We start from the raw sequence: 16,535 nt of genomic DNA, 5'->3' as shown, positions 1-16,535 counted from the left end.
CTTTACTTCGCGCCGAGCCGGGCGAGAACAACCCTGGGTATACCGTACTGACGAACTACGTCGTCGTGCCGGCGAAAACCGCACAGCTCGCGCTGGATGAACCAAGCATAGACCGCGTCGGATGCAGCCTTGACGAGCAGATCGCGCTCGGCCTCCGTGCCCTGATGATCGCGCAACCTGGCAAGGCACGCTTCGGCTCGCGCGCCGGTGCGGCCAAGCCCTGCGGCTTTCTCGGCAAGAATTTCATGGCCGAGCAGGTCGAGCCCGGTTTCGCCCGCACCGGTTTTCCACAAGAAATTAGGGGGACGAAGGGACATAGATCGCCCTGAATTATTGATCGAAAGTGGTACGCGGCAGTCTACTCCGCCGGGCGCGTCTCCGCGAGCGGACTCTCCTCATTGAACAGGAAGCCGCCGGACTGGCGCTTCCATAGCCGCGCGTAAAGGCCGTCGAGAGCGACTAGCTCGTCATGCGTGCCTTCCTCCACGACACGCCCATCGTCCAGCACAACCAGTCGATCAAGCGCGGCGATGGTGGAGAGGCGGTGGGCGATGGCAATCACCGTCTTGCCTTCCATCAGCCTGTGCAGGTTTTCCTGGATCGCCGCCTCGATGTCGGAATCGAGCGCCGAGGTCGCCTCGTCGAGGATGAGGATCGGCGCATCCTTCAGGAACACGCGCGAGATCGCGACACGCTGGCGCTGGCCGCCGGAGAGCTTGACGCCGCGCTCGCCGACGAAAGCCTCGTAGCCGGCGCGGCCCTTGTTGTCGCGCAGCCCGAGGATGAAATCATGCGCTTCCGCACGCTTGGCGGCGGCAATCACCTCGGCATCTGTCGCCTCTTCCATGCCGAGCTTGATGTTGTCGCGCAGCGAACGATGGAACAGCGCCGTTTCCTGGCTGACGACGCCGATATTGGCGCGCAGCGAGTTCTGGGTGACTTTCGAGATGTCCTGGCCGTCGATCAGGATTGCCCCGCTCTCAAGATCGTAGAGGCGCAGCATGAGATTGGCGAGCGTCGTCTTGCCAGCGCCCGAGGGGCCGACCAGACCGACCTTTTCGCCCGGCCGCACGGTGAGGCTGATGTGGTCGAGAACGCCGTAGCCCTTGCCGTAGTGGAACTCGACGTTCTGTATTTCGATGCGCCCTCCCCCGACGACAAGTTCCTTTGCGTCCGGCGCATCGACAAGGCCGAGCGGCTGCGAGATCAGCTCCTTGGAATTTTCCAGCACGCCGAGGTTTCGCAGGATGCCGTTGAGCTGCATCATCAAGCGGCCAAGCAGCATGTTGAGGCGCAGCACCAGCGACAGCGTAAAGGCGACCGCGCCGACGGTGATGAGGTTTTCCACCCACAGATAAACGGCAAAACAGGCGATCGCCGTGATCATGATACCTGACAGCGCAGTCAGCGCCACCCTGACCCCGGTGAGGCGGCGGGTGAATGGACGCAGTTGGTCGAGATAGATGTCGAAGCCGTTGCGGATGTAGCTGTCGTCGCCATCGGCCGCGAAAAGTTTCAGCGTCTGGACGTTCGAGTAGGAATCGACAATGCGGCCGTTGATCATCGACCCAGCCTCCGCCGTCGCTTCCGCATGCTTGCGGATGGAAGGCAGGTAAAGCTTGGCGAGCCACGAAAAGGCGATGATCCATACCAGCACCAGCGCCGCCAGCCGCCAGTCGAGCGCCGCCACCAAAGCGAGCGTCGTGACCGTATAGACGATCATGAACCAGACCACCTCGATGAAGCTTTCCATCAGGTCGCCGGTGGCTTGCCCCGCTTGCCAGACCTTGGTTGCGATGCGGCCGGCAAAATCGTTCTGGAAAAAGGAATAGGACTGGCGCGAGACGTGCCGGTGCGCCTGCCAGCGGACCAGGTTGAAGAAGCCCGGCACGATGGTCTGCTCGCCGACGAGGACAGACAGGGCCACCACGATGGTGCGGATAACCAGCACGACGGCGATCATGAACGAAATTTCCCAGCCGGCGATATCCCAAAGTGCTGCCCAACTGCGTTCAGCCGGGAGTTGATCGAGAATATCGACCAGGCGGCCGACGAAATAGAAAAGCCCGGCCTCGACCAGCGGCGCGATGCCGCCAATGATCAGCATGGCAAAAAAAGCCAGCTTCGCCTGGCCGACATAGTGCCACAGAAAACCGCCGGCGGTGGCCGGCGGCTTCAGGTTTTCGGGTTCCTTGAAGGGATAGACCCAATTTTCGAACCAGCGATAGACGGGATCGAGCAGGCCCATTACGTGCGAACGCCTGCAGGTGCGCGTTCCCCTCCCCCTTGCGGGGAGGGGTCAGGGGTGGGGGTATCTTCCATCAAACCCAGCACGCGCAGTATTTCCTCGATGCATCCGGCAAGATTTTCACCAACATCGCCGGTCGTGAAGCGGACAACGCAATAGCCGCGATTCGCCAGCCAGCTATCTCGCAGTTTATCCCGCCTAAACCCTTCGTCCGTGAAATGCCATTCACCGTCAACTTCGATGACCAGTTTTCGTTCGTGAATGGCGAAGTCGGCAACATAGTGTCCGATCGGAGCCTGCCTTCGAACGTGCAAACCGTAGAGTCGACGGAATTCACGCAATTCGGACCAGAGCCGCTTCTCGCCGTCGGTCGTGGCACGGCGCAACTTGCGCGCCCTCTGAACGATCGCCGCGCTATTGGCTGTCGGCATGCACACCCCCACCCCTGACCCCTCCCCGCAAGGGGGAGGGGAAAGCTCACTACTCCGCCGCCTGCTCCTCCAATTCGCCGGCCGGCTCGGCAGGGCCTTCGTCGAGCAGGAAGCCACCGGACTGGCGTTGCCACAGTTGCGCGTAAAGGCCGCCCTTGGCGATGAGGGATTCGTGCGAGCCTTCCTCGATGACGCGACCCTTGTCCATCACCACCAGCCGGTCCATGGCCGCGATGGTGGACAGCCGGTGCGCGATGGCGATGACGGTCTTGCCCTGCATCAGCTTGTAGAGGTTTTCCTGGATGGCGGCCTCCACTTCCGAATCGAGCGCTGACGTCGCCTCGTCGAGAATGAGGATCGGAGCATCCTTCAGCATGACGCGGGCAATGGCGATACGCTGCCGTTGCCCACCGGACAGCTTGACGCCGCGCTCGCCGACATGGGCATCGAAGCCCTTGCGACCCTTGTGGTCGGCAAGCCCCCCGATGAAGTCCATCACCGCCGCGCGCCGCGCCGCCTCGACCATCATCTCCTCGGTCGCGTCGGGTCGGCCGTAGAGGATGTTGTCGCGCACCGAGCGGTGCAGCAGCGAGGTATCCTGCGTGACCATGCCGATCTGGGCGCGCAAGCTGTCCTGCTTGACCGAGGCAATCTCCTGTCCGTCGATGAGGATGCGGCCTTTTTCCAGGTCGTAGAAGCGCAGCAACAGGTTAACCAGCGTCGATTTGCCGGCGCCTGAACGCCCGACGATACCGACCTTTTCACCCGGATGCATGGTCAGCGACAGGTCTTCGATGACGCCTTTCTGCTTGCCATAGTGGAAGCCGACGCCCTCGAAGCGGATCTCGCCCTTGTCGACGACGATCTCTTTCGCCCCCCCGGTTTGTCTTCCACAAGGCGGGGTAGCGAGATCGAGCCGATGCCGTCCTGCACCGTGCCGATGTTTTCAAACAGCGCCGACATTTCCCACATGATCCACTGCGACATGCCCCAAAGGCGCAGGACAAGGCCGATGACGACGGCCACGGCACCGATGGACACCGCCTCGTTCAGCCACAGCCAGATCGACAGCGCCGAGACTGAGAACAAAAGCAGCGAGTTGATCAGGTAGAGCAGCCCGTAGAGGCTGGTTACGAGGCGCATGGAGCGGTAGACCGTGTCCATGAAGATCGCCATGCTGTCGCGCGCATAGACCGCCTCGCGGCGTGCATGCGAGAACAGCTTGACCGTCTGGATGTTGGCGTAGGAATCGACGATGCGCCCGGTCATGACCGAGCGCGCGTCGGCCTGCTCCTCCGACACCTTGCCAAGGCGCGGGATGAAGTAGCGCAGCAGAAATGCGTAGGCGACCAGCCAGACAACCAGCGGCGCCGCAAGGCGCCAGTCGGACGAGCCGACGATGAACACCATGCCGAGGAAGTAGACCACGACGTAGTTCAGGACGTCGATCACCTTGACCACGCATTCGCGCACGGCAAGCGCCGTCTGCATCAGCTTGGTGGCGATGCGGCCGGCAAACTCGTCCTGGTAGAAGGTCATCGACTGCTTGAGCAGGTAGCGGTGCACATCCCAGCGGATGCGCATCGGATAGTTGCCCATCAAGGTCTGGTCATGCACCAGCGACTGCAACAACGCCATCGCCGGCAACAGCACGACCACGACGAACGCCATGGCCGCCAGCTTCCAGCCTTCCGTCTGCAGGAAGGTTTCGCGGTTCTGCGCCGACAGCCAGTCGACGATGCGGCCAAGGAAGCCGAACATCCAGACTTCAGCCAGCGCGATCGACGTGATCAGGGCGCCGGTAATGGCGATGTAGGGCCATGCGCCCCGCGTGTAGTGCAGGCAAAACGCGATCAGGGTCTTGGGCGGCTCGACCGGCTCCGCAGCCGGAAACGGATCGAGTCTTTGTTCAAACCAGCGAAACATAGGTTCGGCACTTTCTTTTGTCGTGTGCAGTTTCTGCGCCAGGTTTACGCAGCCAGTGGACGCACGGTCCCGCTTTCACGGGGCGCGGATGGGTCTGCCGAAGCACCTTTCCGGTTGCGCGCAATATAGGATGGCGAATGCATGTCTCCGACAGGCCCATCAGGAGATTCCTGACAGGCCACGTCAGCAGAACGATGCCCGCCGCCCGAGCGGAACAGGCCAAACAGGCGGCGCACCAGCGAAGGCCGGCTGTAATCCGGCACCGCGCGGGAGAAATCGACATCCGGCAGCATGCCGCGATGCGGCCGGCGCCGGGTCTCGGCGTGGACGGCGGAAGAATAGGTTTCGCCGACAAGGAGTGCCCAGGTCGCCAGCTTGCGCTCGTGCAAGCTGCGGGAACCGGGGACTTTGCATGGATCGAACATCGGTCCGTCCTCCAGGAAAAAAGTCGAATTGAAATCACGGCCGCGACGGCTGGCAGGGCTGTTGCCGAACGCGGATCGACTGGAATGCAGAGCAGACTCAGGCGGGGCCGGGAGCCCCTTGGACGCATTGGAAAACATGGCTGGTTACCTTCGAAAGCCGTGAAAGCGTTTCGGCGGGAATCAGCGCGAGCGTTTTGAAAGTGTCAGTGAAGCGTCGAACCGAGTGCCGCCGTCAGGCAGTAAGCCCACGGATGGGGCGGTGAATGTCTACGGACATCATGAATTCCATATCCCGCCTCCGTCAGTTCGAGTTGACAATGGCGGGCATATACACGCAATCGCAGAAAATCACCACCCGAAAGTCCAGCCAGTGCCAAAAGCGCGCTCTGGCTGTGGCCGATCTGCCACGCAGGAACAGCACCTCGAAATGCAAGACGATCTGCGCATCGCCCTCTACCAGCCGGATATCGCCGGCAATACCGGCACAATCCTGCGCCTCGCCGCGTGCCTTGGGCTTGGCGTCGACATCATCGAACCGGCGGGCTTCGACCTGTCGGACCGGGCGCTGAAGCGGGCTGGGATGGACTATATCGAAATGGCGGCGCTCACCCGCCATGTCGACTGGGCGGCCTTCGAGGAGAAGCGGAATGCCGACGGGCGCCGGCTGGTGCTTCTGTCGACCAGGGCTGCGACCGTCTACACGCGCTTCATCTTCGAGAAGGGCGACACGCTTCTTTTCGGGCGTGAATCGGCCGGCGTTCCCGACCATGTTCACGAGAGCGCCGATGCCCGCCTGCTGATCCCGATGAAAAACGGTGCCCGCAGCCTCAACGTCGCGGTCTCGGCGGCGATGGTCGCCGGCGAAGCGATCCGGCAGATCGGGTAGCGGCAAGGCGCTGCCGACCGGTCTTGCAGAGGCGAATTCCTGACGGATGCACATAGCCTTCTCCCGTTATTTGCGGATCGGAGGCCTTCTTGCTACAACCTCAACATAAGTTTAGGTCAAGCGGGAATTTTCGATGGCGCGCGAATGGACCGTCGGCGAGGTCGCGGCACGTAGCGGGGTCGCCGTTTCGGCCTTGCACTTCTACGAGCGGAGCGGGTTGATCCGAAGCTACCGCACCGCCGGCAACCAGCGCCGCTACGGTTCGGACGTGCTGCGCCGCGTGGCGGTGATCAAGGTGGCGCAGGACGTCGGCATCTCGCTGGCCGACATCCGCGCTGCGCTCGATTCGTTGCCGGAAGGACGCACGCCGACACGCGACGATTGGGGGCGGCTTTCTGCCGGCTGGCGCGACGACCTCGACAAGCGCATCGCCCAACTGAAGAAGCTGCGCGATGGCCTGACCGACTGCATCGGCTGCGGCTGCATGTCGATCGACCGCTGCCCGCTGCGCAACAAGGAAGATCGGCTCGGTCACGACGGGCCAGGACCGCGACGGCTGGTGGTGCCCTGAATGAAGGAACTAATCGGCGGCAGGCAGGCGGCGTATGGTGAACTCGATGACGTCGTTCGGGCGCTCGAACCAGCTTTCTATCTCGGTCCAGTAAGCCTGTTTCGGCCAGCGCTCGAACCATTCCTGCGCCTTGAGTCGGGCTTCCGAGCGCGACAGCACGAAGGTCTCGCGCAAAAAACCGTCCCGCGGGCGGCCTGCGCGGCTTGCGCGGCTCTTTTCGAGCCGTTTTTTCAAGCCATCCAGCGGCGGTCGTGCCGGAGTGCGCAAAAAAGCCTCCTTGACGCTTTCTGCGCAGAGATTAGGGATCGCCACGGAAAAAGACGAGTCATTTGTCGGGCCAAGCGGTCCACAATCGGAGACGCCAGTGCAGCGACCTGACATTCCGGCCGGATTGCCCGCCGACATCGAAGCCAAGAAGGAAATCGCCCGGGCCTGGTTCGAGGAGTTGCGCGACCGCATCTGCGCCGGCTTCGAACAACTCGAAGACGAGATGTCCGGCCCTCAATCGGGCTGGGAAGCCGGGCGCTTCGAACGGACGCCGTGGCTGCGCGACGAAGGCAAGGGCGGCAGCGGCACCATGTCGATGATGAAGGGCCGCCTGTTCGAGAAGGTCGGCGTCCATACCTCAACCGTCTATGGCGAGTTCTCGCCTGAATTCCGCAAGCAGATGCCGGGCGCCGACGAAGACCCGCGCTTCTGGGCAAGCGGCATTTCGCTGATCGCCCATCCGTGGAATCCCAATGTCCCGGCGGTGCACATGAACACGCGCATGGTCGTGACCTCGCACCAATGGTTCGGCGGCGGCGCCGATCTGACGCCGGTTCTGGATCGTCGCCGCACGCAGACCGACCCCGATACAGTCGCCTTCCACCGCGCCATGCAGTTTGCCTGCGACAAGAATGCCGGCATTGCCGACTACGACCGGCTGAAGGCCTGGTGCGACGAGTATTTCTTCCTGCCGCACAGGAACGAAGCCCGCGGCATTGGCGGCATCTTCTTCGACTGGCTGCATTCGGAGGAGGAAAAAGGCGGCTGGAACGCCGATTTCTCCTTCGTGCAGGATGTCGGCCGGGCCTTCCTCGTCGTCTACCAGCACCTTGTGCGCAAGAACTTCAACGACAACTGGACCGACGCCGACCGCGACGAACAACTGGTTCGCCGGGGCCGCTACGCCGAGTTCAACCTGCTCTACGATCGCGGCACGATCTTCGGTCTCAAGACCGGCGGCAACGTCGCCTCGATCCTGTCTTCCCTGCCGCCGGAAGTGAAATGGCTGTAAAATCTGCGTGAGTGCGATGTGAGCCGCAATCGTGTCCAGATCATCGAATCTGGGCGATGATTGTGGCTTTCGCGGCCATTTGGAATATCTTTTTCGTCTAATACACTGCTGAAAAATCAGCGATATTTCTTATGCCGGACCGGGAAACGCCGGCGGCTCACCACCCTCGAACCGCGACCCGACGTATCTGGACGGTCTATTGTCTGCCGGGCGACGTTGCAAGAAACGCGCCCGCCATTCCAGGAGAGCCTGCCATGCGCAAGCTTGTTGTTTCGGCTGCTGTAGCCACCTTCCTCGCCACCGGTTCAATGGCCTTCGCTGCCGTTCACCACACCACCGGCAACATCAAAACGTTCGACGCCGCGGCCAAGAGCCTGGTCCTTCAGGACGGTACGACCTTCCAGCTTGCGAAGACCTTCAAGGATCCTGGCCTGAAGGTCGGCGAGAAGGTAACCGTCTCGTGGGATATGAGTGGCAAGAACAAGGTTGCTGAATCGGCGATGGCCGCGAAGTAACCGTCCAACCGGCGGCAGCGACGGGGTCAGGCCATAAAGGCTTGGCCCCGACGTTTTTGCTGGATCGCCGTTTATCTGGACCAGTACAAACCCGAATTTTCAACCGATGCGCGCAACAAAACCCGATCAGCCGTGTTATGCTTTCGTCTCATTCAAAACGAGGAGAGGAGAAACCCATGAAAGAGTTCCATTGCGGGTCGCTCGTCCCCGGCTGCGAATGGCACACGCGTGCCGAAGAGGAAGCCGAAGTGATGCGCCGGGCCGTCGAACACATGCGTGAAACCCATGGCGAGACCGTGATTCGCGAAACCATGGTCGAGGCCATTCGCTCCCGCATCGAGAAAACCCGCGACGCAGCCTGAGAATTCAGGTGAAGGCGGCCTGCGAATAGCGTTTTCCTGCGCTCCCGGTGCTCATGTACCAAATGTACACTCCGCTCCGGTTCTCTCGGCTCGTCCGGACCTGAATTCCGCGTTCCTAATCCGGCTTCAGTTCCCTGGCGGCGCGCTTAAGCAGCGCGTCGCGCTCAAGGATAAAGCCCGACTCGATCCAGTCTTTCTCAAGCCGCTTCAACAACGCACCAAGCTTCGGACCGGGTGCAGCGCCAAGCGCAGTGATATCGGCGCCCTTGATCGGGAAAACGGGCTTCTGCCATTTCCCGGTAAAACCGAGCAGGCGTGAGAAGCCGCCTGCTTGCAGCAGCGCCGAAGTGTCTTCGACGGCGCGTGCCCGCGCGGTTGCCAGCGAAAGCCGCAGCCGATCCGCAAAGACCTGCGGATCGCCGAGATAGAGCAGCTTGGCAAGCGTGCCTTCGGTGGTCGCTGGGTCGAGCGCCGGCCTCAGCGCCCAGCGTTCCATCCGGTTGGTTTCTGCGATCGAGAATTTCAGCCTTTCGGCAAGCGCCTTCATGCGGGCGGCATCGGGCGGCACCATGGCCTGCAATCTCAGGATCGGGTCCGGCGCCCAGCCGAAATCGGCCTCGGCCCGAACCAGCGCATGAATGGCGTCGATGCCCCATTTCTCGCTTTCGGGCAGCACGCGCGACAGAACGCCGGCCTGCCGCATCCACAACAGCGCCCGCGACGGATCTGGCGCTGCCAGGAGCTTTTTCAGTTCCGCCCATACGCGCTCGGCCGACAGCCGGTCGAGTCCTTCCTTCAGCCGTGCGCAGGCCTTGAGGCCATCGGCATCGGGACGACCGTCGCCATACCAGGCAAAGAAGCGGAAGAAGCGCAGGATGCGCAAATAGTCTTCGCGGATGCGCGCTTCGGCATCGCCGATGAAGCGCAGGCGGCGTGCGGCGATGTCGGCAAGCCCGCCGACCAGATCGACGACAGTGCCGTCGGCTTCCGCATAGAGCGCGTTGATGGTGAAGTCGCGCCGCTCGGCATCCGCCTTCCAGTCACGCCCGAATGAAACCCTGGCGTGACGGCCATCGGTCTCGATATCGGCGCGCAGCGTCGTCACCTCGAACGGCCTTCCGCCAGCGACTACCGTGACGGTGCCGTGTTCGATGCCGGTCGGGACAGCCTTGAAGCCGGCTCTTTCGGCCCGCCGAACCGTTTCCTCCGGCAAGGTGGTGGCGGCGATATCGACATCGGCGACGCTCTGGCCAAGCAACGCATTGCGCACCGCACCGCCGGCAACGCGCGCAGTCTCGCCACCTTCGGCAAGCACGGCCAGCAGGCGCTGGAGATGCCTGTCCTCAAGCCAGTCGGCCCGCCCGGCTATCGTCACCGTCTCGCTCACGCATAAAGCCTTTCATAGAGCGTGCGGATAATGCCTGCCGTCACGCCCCAGATGCGTTGGCCGTCATAAGGCATTTCATAGAACATCCATTCGAGGTCGTTCCACATGCGGCTGCCTTTCTGGTGGTTGGCCGGGTCCATGAGGAAGCGCAACGGCACCTCGAAGGCCGCATCGACCTCGTCGGGATTGAGATGAAGGTGGAAGCCGGGCTTCACCACCGACAGAACCGGCGCGATGCGATAGCCGGTGCCTGACACATAGTCCGGCATGCGCCCGACAACATCGATATAGCCATTGTCGAGCCCGATCTCCTCGGCGGTTTCGCGCAGCGCCGTGAATTCGGGCGATGGATCGCTCGCATCGATGCGTCCGCCCGGAAACGCCACTTGCCCGGTGTGGCTGCGCAGCGTTTCGGCACGCTTGGTCAGGATCACGGTGGCTTCCGAGCCATGATCGACGACGGGAATGAGCACGGCAGCGCCACGCAACTTGTCACGATTCACCAAAAGGCGCGGATGGCCCGGATTGAAACGGTGGTCGCCATAGTCGGGCTGGTCGCCTTCCGGCGCGCTTTGCCGGGCTGCGCGCATGCGGAAAACCTCGGCGGAAAAAGGTGCAGGTTCAGCCATGACCGTCAGGCGCTCAACTTCTTCAAAGCATCGGCAGGCATGATCGGATAGACCTCGCCGCGCGAGCGTATGGCAAACATCGTTTGACCGTCGATCTCGATCTCTTCGCCATGTTCGACCAGTTCGTACATCACCGGGCGCGCCACCAGCGCTTCCAGCCGCCCGCGCACCAGCACATAGGGCTTCAGGCCGCCGGTTTCACTTTCATCGACAAAGCGCAGCGGATGGCCGGGCCCCGTCTCGACGACATCGCCGACATTGGTGCGGAAGGTCACCGCCTGTTCGGCGCCCTGCCCTGCCACATTGACCTCGACGGCAATGAACGGCGCATCGACGACACGGATGCCGACCCGCTCCACCGGCGTGACGAGATAGGTCTTGCCGTCCTCGTCCTTGCGCAACACGGTCGAAAACAGTTGCACCAGCGTCATGCGGCCGATCGGCGTTCCCATGTAGAACCATGTGCCGTCCTGCCTGATTTCCATGTCGAGGTCGCCGCAGAAGGCCGGATTCCAGCGCTCGACCGGCGGCAACCCCTTGCCGGCACGCGTTGCGCGCGAGATCAGCGCTTCCAGTCCGCGCGCGTCGGCTGCGCTTGCAAGGCTTGCTTCACGATGTTCGGAGGCGTCCGTCATGGTCACGAAATAGTCACTGTTGTTGCGCTTGTCAGCCTAGGCCTGTGAATTAGACTCTGTATGTGGTTTAGACTCCTATCGCTTGCCGCGCGAGATCGAATCGCAGCCGAATGAGGACGGCGCAGCCGTCTCCAGCATAAGGATCGAGGCACTATGAGCGTTATCGTCAAGGAAAGCCCGGTCAGCGAAAAGGACATGGTTGAACAGGCCGAAAAGGCGCTGGCCGACATTTCGCGGGTGCGCGACGGCATCGGACGGGTCATTTTCGGCCAGGAAAGCGTCGTGGAACGCACGCTGGTGGCCTTGCTTGCCGGCGGCCACGCGCTTCTGGTCGGCGTGCCGGGCCTTGCCAAGACCAAGCTTGTCGAAACGCTCGGCATCGTGCTTGGCCTCGACGCCCGCCGCATCCAGTTCACGCCGGACCTGATGCCGTCCGATATACTCGGTTCCGAAGTGATGGAGCAGGACGAGAGCGGCAAGCGCTCATTCCGCTTCATTTCAGGCCCGATCTTCGCCCAGTTGCTGATGGCCGACGAAATCAACCGCGCTTCGCCGCGCACCCAGTCGGCGCTTTTGCAATCGATGCAGGAATACCATGTCACCGTTGCCGGTGCGCGCCACGACCTGCCCTCGCCCTTTCATGTGCTGGCGACGCAGAACCCGCTCGAGCAGGAAGGCACCTATCCGCTGCCGGAAGCCCAGCTCGACCGCTTCCTGATGCAGATCGACATCCTCTACCCCGAACTCGAAGCTGAACGGCGCATTCTGCTGGAAACCACCGGCGTCGACGAGGCGAAGGCGGCGAACGTGCTCACCCCGGAGCGGCTTAGGGAGATCCAGACGCTGATCCGCCGCATGCCGGTGCCCGAAAGCGTGGTCGAAGCGATCCTCAAGCTGGTCCGCTCGGCCCGCCCCGGCCAGGGCGACGCCGAGGCCGACAAGACAATTGCTTGGGGGCCAGGTCCGCGCGCCAGCCAGGCGCTGACGCTGTGCGCCCGCGCAAGGGCGCTTTATGACGGACGCCTTGCGCCCTCCATTGACGACGTGCGCGCCCTGGCCGAGCCTGTGTTGCAGCACCGCATGGCGCTGACCTTTGCCGCGCGCGCCGAGGGTATGAGCGTGCGCGACGCCGTGGCTAGGCTTGTGAAGGCGGTCTAGGACCAAGCGACATTCAGGGTTTGGAGCGTGGTATGAGCAAAAATCGACCAGTTCGAGAAGCGGAGCCGAAGGCGGTGTTATCCAGCGTTGAGGCTTCGCGACGTGGAAATGGGCGATTTCGGCAATATCCCTCCGGGACGCACCACACCCGAAACCTGAGTGTCGGTTGGTCCTAATGGCAAGAATCGGCGAAGCCCAGGCACCGGAGCAAGCGCGCGAAGCGCTGGCACGCGGCCGCCAGCGGGCATCGCTGGTGCCTGATCTGCTGGTCGAGGCCCGCCGCATCGTCAACACCGTGATCGCCGGCTGGCACGGCCGCCGCAGGCGCGGCATCGGTGAAAACTTCTGGCAGTTCCGCCCTTACGTCGAAGGCGAAGCGGTCAACCGCATCGACTGGCGCCGTTCCGCCCGCGACGACCACACCTATATACGCGACCGCGAATGGGAGGCCGCGCACACCGTATGGCTTTGGGCCGACGCCTCGCCCTCGATGCTGTACAAATCCGCGACCGCCACCGTCTCCAAGGAGTCGCGCGCGCTGGTGCTGGCTCTCGCCATGGCCGAGCTTCTGTCGCGCAGCGGCGAGCGCATCGCATGGCCGGGCCTGACCGATCCGTTCACCGCGCGCAACGGTGCCGAGCGCATCGCCTCGCATCTTTCCCATGCCGCGAAACTGCCTTCTAAGCCCGACCTCTCCGGCATCCGCCGCTTTTCCGACATCGTGCTGGTCAGCGACTTCCTCGATCCGGTCGAGGAAACCTTCGAATGGCTGGACGTGCTTTCCCGCCACGGCGTGCGCGCGCATCTGGTCGAGGTCGCCGACCCGGCCGAAGAGACCTTCCCCTATGCCGGGCGCACCGAGTTCACCGATCCGGAAACCGGTGAGAAACTGACCGCCGGACGCGCCGAAATGCTGGCCGAGGACTACCGCCGCCTCTATCTGGCGCGGCGCGAAGAGCTGGTGAGCCGCTGCAAGCGCATGGGCTGGAGCTTCACCACCAACCACACCGACCGCCTCGCCTCCGAGGCGCTGGTGCGCCTGCACATGGCGATGGCTGCCGACGGCATGCCGTCAGGAAGGGCGGTGGCATGAGCTGGCTGCCGCTTTCCTTCGGCGCGCCCATGGTGCTGTGGGGGCTGCTCGCGCTGCCGGTGATCTGGTGGCTGCTGCGCTTCACCCCACCCAAGCCACAGACCGAGGTGTTCCCGCCGCTGAAGATACTGGCGCGCGTTTTGAAGCGCGAGGAAACGCCGCAGCAAAGCCCGTGGTGGCTGACCCTGCTGCGCCTCCTGATGGCGGCGCTGATCGTGATGGCGCTGGCCGAGCCGGTGTTCAATCCGCGCGAGAAGCTGCCGACCGATGGCGCGGCATTGGCGATGGTCATCGATAATGACTGGGCCGCAGCGCCCGACTGGGACAAGCGCGTCGCCACCGCCGAACGGCTGATCGCCGACGCCGGCACGACGGGCGTTCCGGTCGTGCTGGCCTTCACCGCCGAAAAGCCAAATGCCGAGATCGGCCCGTTCGATGCGGGTGCGGCACTCGACAGGTTGCGCGCAACCAAGCCTCGTCCGATCCCGACCGATCGTCCCGCGGTCTATGCCCGCGTCGCCGAAACGCTGGCCACTCTGCCCGGCGCAAGCGTTGCGGTGCTGGCAGATGGATTGGCCGCAACCGGCGACGAAGCCGCCTTCGACACATTGCTGTCGCAGAACGCCGCCAATGTCGTGTGGGCAGTGCCGGACCGCATCGCCCCGATCGGCCTCATTGGCGCCGAGAATGAAATGGACGGCTTCTCACTCACCGCCATCCGCGCCGCTGGCAATCCAGGTCCGGGACAAGTCATCGCCGGCGCGTTCGACGACAAGGGCCGCCGCATTGCCGATGCGACGCTGACCTTCGCGCCGGGCGAGACAACGGCCACCGGCACTATGAAAGTGCCGTTCGAACTGCGCAACGATTTCGCCGCGATTGCGCTCGACGGCGAGCGCCATGCGGGTGCGGTGCGCGTGCTGGACGACAGCTCGAAGCGCCGCCGGGTCGGCCTGTTGTCGCAAGCGGAAGCCGATCAGGCGCAACCGCTTCTGTCGCCGCTCTACTACATCCGCCGCGCGCTGTTGCCGTTTGCCGATCTAGTCGAGCCGCAGAGTGCCGACCTCGCCGACGCCATTCCGCAGCTTCTGGACCAGAAGCCGGCCATGATCGTGATGGCCGATGTCGGCACCATCCCCGAACAGGCGCACGTCAAACTGGTCGATTGGGTCGAAAAAGGCGGCACGCTGGTGCGCTTTGCCGGATCGCGGCTTGCCGCCGCCAGTGCCGGCGATGATCTGTTGCCGGTGAGATTGCGCACCGGCGAGCGTTCGCTGGGCGGTGCATTGTCGTGGACGACGCCGCAACCGGTGACGGAATTTCCGGCGACCGGTCCGTTCGCCGATCTTGCACCGCCAAGCGAGGTAACGGTGAGCCGGCAGGTGCTGGCCGAGCCTTCCGCCGACATCGTTGACCGCACCTGGGCAAATCTCGCCGACGGCACGCCGCTGGTGACCGGCATGAGGAAGGGCAAGGGCACGGTCGTGCTGTTCCACATCACGCCGGAAGCGACGTGGTCGAACCTGCCGATTTCAGGCAGCTTCGTGGAGATGCTGTCACGCATCGTGCAATTGTCGCGCAACCAGGGCAGCGTCGCCGCCGCGAATGATCAGCCTGCCTCGGCGCTCGCGCCCTACCGCATGATCGCTGCCGACGGCGCGCTGGTGCCGCCGCCTGCCGACGCACGCCCGCTCGCCCCGCACGCCGCCAGCGCCGTCACGCTGGAAAATCCGCCCGGCCTTTATGGCTCGGAAGCTGGCGTCGTGGCGCACAACCTGTTGAACGCCGACAGCACCTTCACGCCGCTTGAGCAGCCGCAGGTTTCGGCCCCGGTGACCAACATCCAGTATGCCTTCGATGAATCGCATCATCTCAAGGGTTCGCTGGTCGCTGCCGCACTGGCGCTGATGGTGCTGGATACGCTGGCCGTGTTCTGGATGGGCGGCCTGTTTTCGCGCCGGCCCAAGCTGCGCGGTCGCGCTGCCACCGCCGCCATTCTGCTCGTCGCGCTCGGCGCGCTGGCCTTGCCCCTCGACAAGGCGCGCGCCGACGACGCCAAGCCCGACGATGCAATCTCGATCGAGGCGATTTCGACCACGCGGCTCGCCTATGTGATTACCGGCGAACCGGGGGTGGACGCCGTCAGCCGCGCCGGTCTCGAAGGCCTGACCCGCTTCCTGATCGAAAAGACGGCACTTGAGCCGGGCGAACCGGCGGGCGTTGACATCGCCAAGGACGAGCTGTCTTTCTACCCGCTGATCTACTGGCCGATCGACCCGGCAGCGCCGATGCCGACGGAAGCCGCCATCGCGCGCGTCGATGCCTATATGCAGCAGGGCGGAACGGTGCTGTTCGACACCCGCGACCAGTTCGCCAACGGCATCGGCGCGGATTCGGCAAGTCCGGCGACGGAAAGGTTGCGCGACATACTGAGCGGCCTCAACGTGCCGCCGCTGGAGCCTGTGCCAAGCGACCATGTGCTGACCAAGGCCTTCTACATCCTCCCCGAGTTTCCCGGCCGCTTCAACGGCAGCCCGCTGTGGGTCGAGGCCTCGCTCGATGCCTCCAATGCCGAGAACCGCCCGGTCAGGACCGGCGACGGCGTTTCGCCGATCATGATCACCGCCAATGATTTCGCCGGCGCATGGGCCATCGATTCCAGCGGCAATCCGCTGTTGCCGACGGTGCCGTCCGACCCGATGCAGCGGATTTATGCGCTGCGCGGCGGCGTCAACATCATGATGTACATGCTGACCGGCAACTACAAATCCGACCAGGTGCACGTGCCGATCCTGCTCGAGCGGCTGGGGCAGTGATAATGCGGTTGCAGCGCTCCCACCGCTTGACACCCCCCTCTGGCCTGCCGGCCATCTCCCCCTCAAGGGGGGAGATCAATCACTTCACCGCACCCGCTATATCTCCAACTTTTGAGATTGGCCGTGCGGTCGCAGCCAATTCAATCTCCCCACTTGAGGGGGAGATGGCCGGCA

16 protein-coding genes and 1 pseudogene are annotated in these 16,535 nt (G+C 63.5%); 8 read left to right on the top strand and 9 right to left on the bottom strand.

Annotation, left to right across the window (positions count from 1 at the left end; translation table 11 throughout):
- Window positions 1-2 precede the first annotated feature (2 nt).
- From ASD50_RS19490 to ASD50_RS23560, 5 genes and pseudogenes are all read right to left on the bottom strand, one after another.
- On the bottom strand, window positions 3-317 hold the full coding sequence (locus ASD50_RS19490) for a DUF6665 family protein (RefSeq protein ID WP_056244986.1): 315 nt from the start codon (window positions 315-317) through the stop codon (window positions 3-5).
- A 41-nt stretch (window positions 318-358) separates the two neighbouring features.
- Window positions 359-2,248, bottom strand: coding sequence for an ABC transporter ATP-binding protein (locus ASD50_RS19485; protein WP_200952438.1), 1,890 nt, complete (start codon window positions 2,246-2,248; stop codon window positions 359-361).
- Window positions 2,248-2,679: an endonuclease domain-containing protein gene (locus ASD50_RS19480; RefSeq protein WP_082549769.1), complete on the bottom strand. Its 432-nt coding sequence runs from the start codon at window positions 2,677-2,679 to the stop codon at window positions 2,248-2,250. Before ASD50_RS19480 ends, ASD50_RS19485 begins: the two co-directional genes overlap by 1 nt.
- 49 nt (window positions 2,680-2,728) lie before the next feature.
- A pseudogene (locus ASD50_RS19475) lies at window positions 2,729-4,605 on the bottom strand (ABC transporter ATP-binding protein).
- A 44-nt stretch (window positions 4,606-4,649) separates the two neighbouring features.
- Window positions 4,650-5,030: a hypothetical protein gene (locus tag ASD50_RS23560; protein WP_244484586.1), complete on the bottom strand. Its 381-nt coding sequence runs from the start codon at window positions 5,028-5,030 to the stop codon at window positions 4,650-4,652.
- Window positions 5,031-5,457: 427 nt separating this feature from the next.
- Here ASD50_RS23560 and ASD50_RS19465 point away from each other — a divergent pair, with 427 nt between their 5' ends.
- Both ASD50_RS19465 and soxR read left to right on the top strand, forming a co-directional pair.
- Window positions 5,458-5,916 carry a tRNA (cytidine(34)-2'-O)-methyltransferase gene (locus ASD50_RS19465; protein WP_056244983.1) on the top strand — a complete coding sequence of 153 codons (459 nt, stop codon included), beginning with the start codon at window positions 5,458-5,460 and terminating at the stop codon, window positions 5,914-5,916.
- Between the two features lie 133 nt (window positions 5,917-6,049).
- Window positions 6,050-6,487, top strand: a complete 438-nt coding sequence (soxR, locus tag ASD50_RS19460) for a redox-sensitive transcriptional activator SoxR (RefSeq protein ID WP_056244980.1) — start codon at window positions 6,050-6,052, stop codon at window positions 6,485-6,487.
- A gap of 9 nt (window positions 6,488-6,496) precedes the next feature.
- Here soxR and ASD50_RS19455 read toward each other — a convergent pair whose 3' ends face one another.
- Window positions 6,497-6,754 (bottom strand): hypothetical protein, encoded by a 258-nt coding sequence (locus tag ASD50_RS19455; RefSeq protein WP_056245765.1) that lies wholly within the window; start codon window positions 6,752-6,754, stop codon window positions 6,497-6,499.
- Window positions 6,755-6,851: 97 nt separating this feature from the next.
- On the opposite strand from ASD50_RS19455, the gene hemF reads away from it, so the two are divergent.
- From hemF to ASD50_RS19440, 3 genes are all read left to right on the top strand, one after another.
- Complete coding sequence (gene hemF / locus ASD50_RS19450; RefSeq protein ID WP_056244979.1) at window positions 6,852-7,766, top strand: oxygen-dependent coproporphyrinogen oxidase; 915 nt, start codon at window positions 6,852-6,854, stop codon at window positions 7,764-7,766.
- Window positions 7,767-8,020: 254 nt separating this feature from the next.
- Entirely contained in the window at window positions 8,021-8,281 is a 261-nt protein-coding gene (locus tag ASD50_RS19445) for a DUF1344 domain-containing protein (protein WP_056244976.1), read from the top strand.
- A gap of 176 nt (window positions 8,282-8,457) precedes the next feature.
- Entirely contained in the window at window positions 8,458-8,643 is a 186-nt protein-coding gene (locus tag ASD50_RS19440; RefSeq protein ID WP_056244972.1) for a DUF1059 domain-containing protein, read from the top strand.
- 115 nt (window positions 8,644-8,758) lie between these two features.
- Here the strand turns inward: ASD50_RS19440 and ASD50_RS19435 are convergent, their stop codons facing one another.
- From ASD50_RS19435 to ASD50_RS19425, 3 genes are read right to left on the bottom strand one after another with little or no spacing between them, the layout of a single operon-like run.
- The gene (locus tag ASD50_RS19435; RefSeq protein WP_056244969.1) at window positions 8,759-10,030 is read right to left on the bottom strand and encodes a CCA tRNA nucleotidyltransferase; all 1,272 of its coding nucleotides are present in this window, start codon (window positions 10,028-10,030) and stop codon (window positions 8,759-8,761) included.
- Window positions 10,027-10,659 (bottom strand): CoA pyrophosphatase, encoded by a 633-nt coding sequence (locus ASD50_RS19430; RefSeq protein WP_056244965.1) that lies wholly within the window; start codon window positions 10,657-10,659, stop codon window positions 10,027-10,029. Before ASD50_RS19430 ends, ASD50_RS19435 begins: the two co-directional genes overlap by 4 nt.
- Window positions 10,660-10,664: 5 nt before the next feature.
- Window positions 10,665-11,294 (bottom strand): DUF1285 domain-containing protein, encoded by a 630-nt coding sequence (locus ASD50_RS19425; protein WP_056244962.1) that lies wholly within the window; start codon window positions 11,292-11,294, stop codon window positions 10,665-10,667.
- A gap of 153 nt (window positions 11,295-11,447) precedes the next feature.
- Here ASD50_RS19425 and ASD50_RS19420 point away from each other — a divergent pair, with 153 nt between their 5' ends.
- The 3 genes from ASD50_RS19420 (at window position 11,448) to ASD50_RS19410 (ending at window position 16,361) form a co-directional block, all read left to right on the top strand.
- Complete coding sequence (locus ASD50_RS19420) at window positions 11,448-12,452, top strand: AAA family ATPase (RefSeq protein WP_056244958.1); 1,005 nt, start codon at window positions 11,448-11,450, stop codon at window positions 12,450-12,452.
- 175 nt (window positions 12,453-12,627) lie between these two features.
- The gene (locus ASD50_RS19415) at window positions 12,628-13,545 is read left to right on the top strand and encodes a DUF58 domain-containing protein (RefSeq protein WP_056244953.1); all 918 of its coding nucleotides are present in this window, start codon (window positions 12,628-12,630) and stop codon (window positions 13,543-13,545) included.
- Complete coding sequence (locus ASD50_RS19410; RefSeq protein WP_056244951.1) at window positions 13,542-16,361, top strand: DUF4159 domain-containing protein; 2,820 nt, start codon at window positions 13,542-13,544, stop codon at window positions 16,359-16,361. Before ASD50_RS19415 ends, ASD50_RS19410 begins: the two co-directional genes overlap by 4 nt.
- The last annotated feature ends 174 nt before the right edge of the window (window positions 16,362-16,535 follow it).

The sequence above is a fragment of the Mesorhizobium sp. Root552 genome (genome assembly GCF_001427285.1).
Taxonomy (GTDB): domain Bacteria; phylum Pseudomonadota; class Alphaproteobacteria; order Rhizobiales; family Rhizobiaceae; genus Mesorhizobium.
Note: the sequence above shows the minus strand (reverse complement) of the source record. Positions and strands in the feature narration are given on the sequence as shown.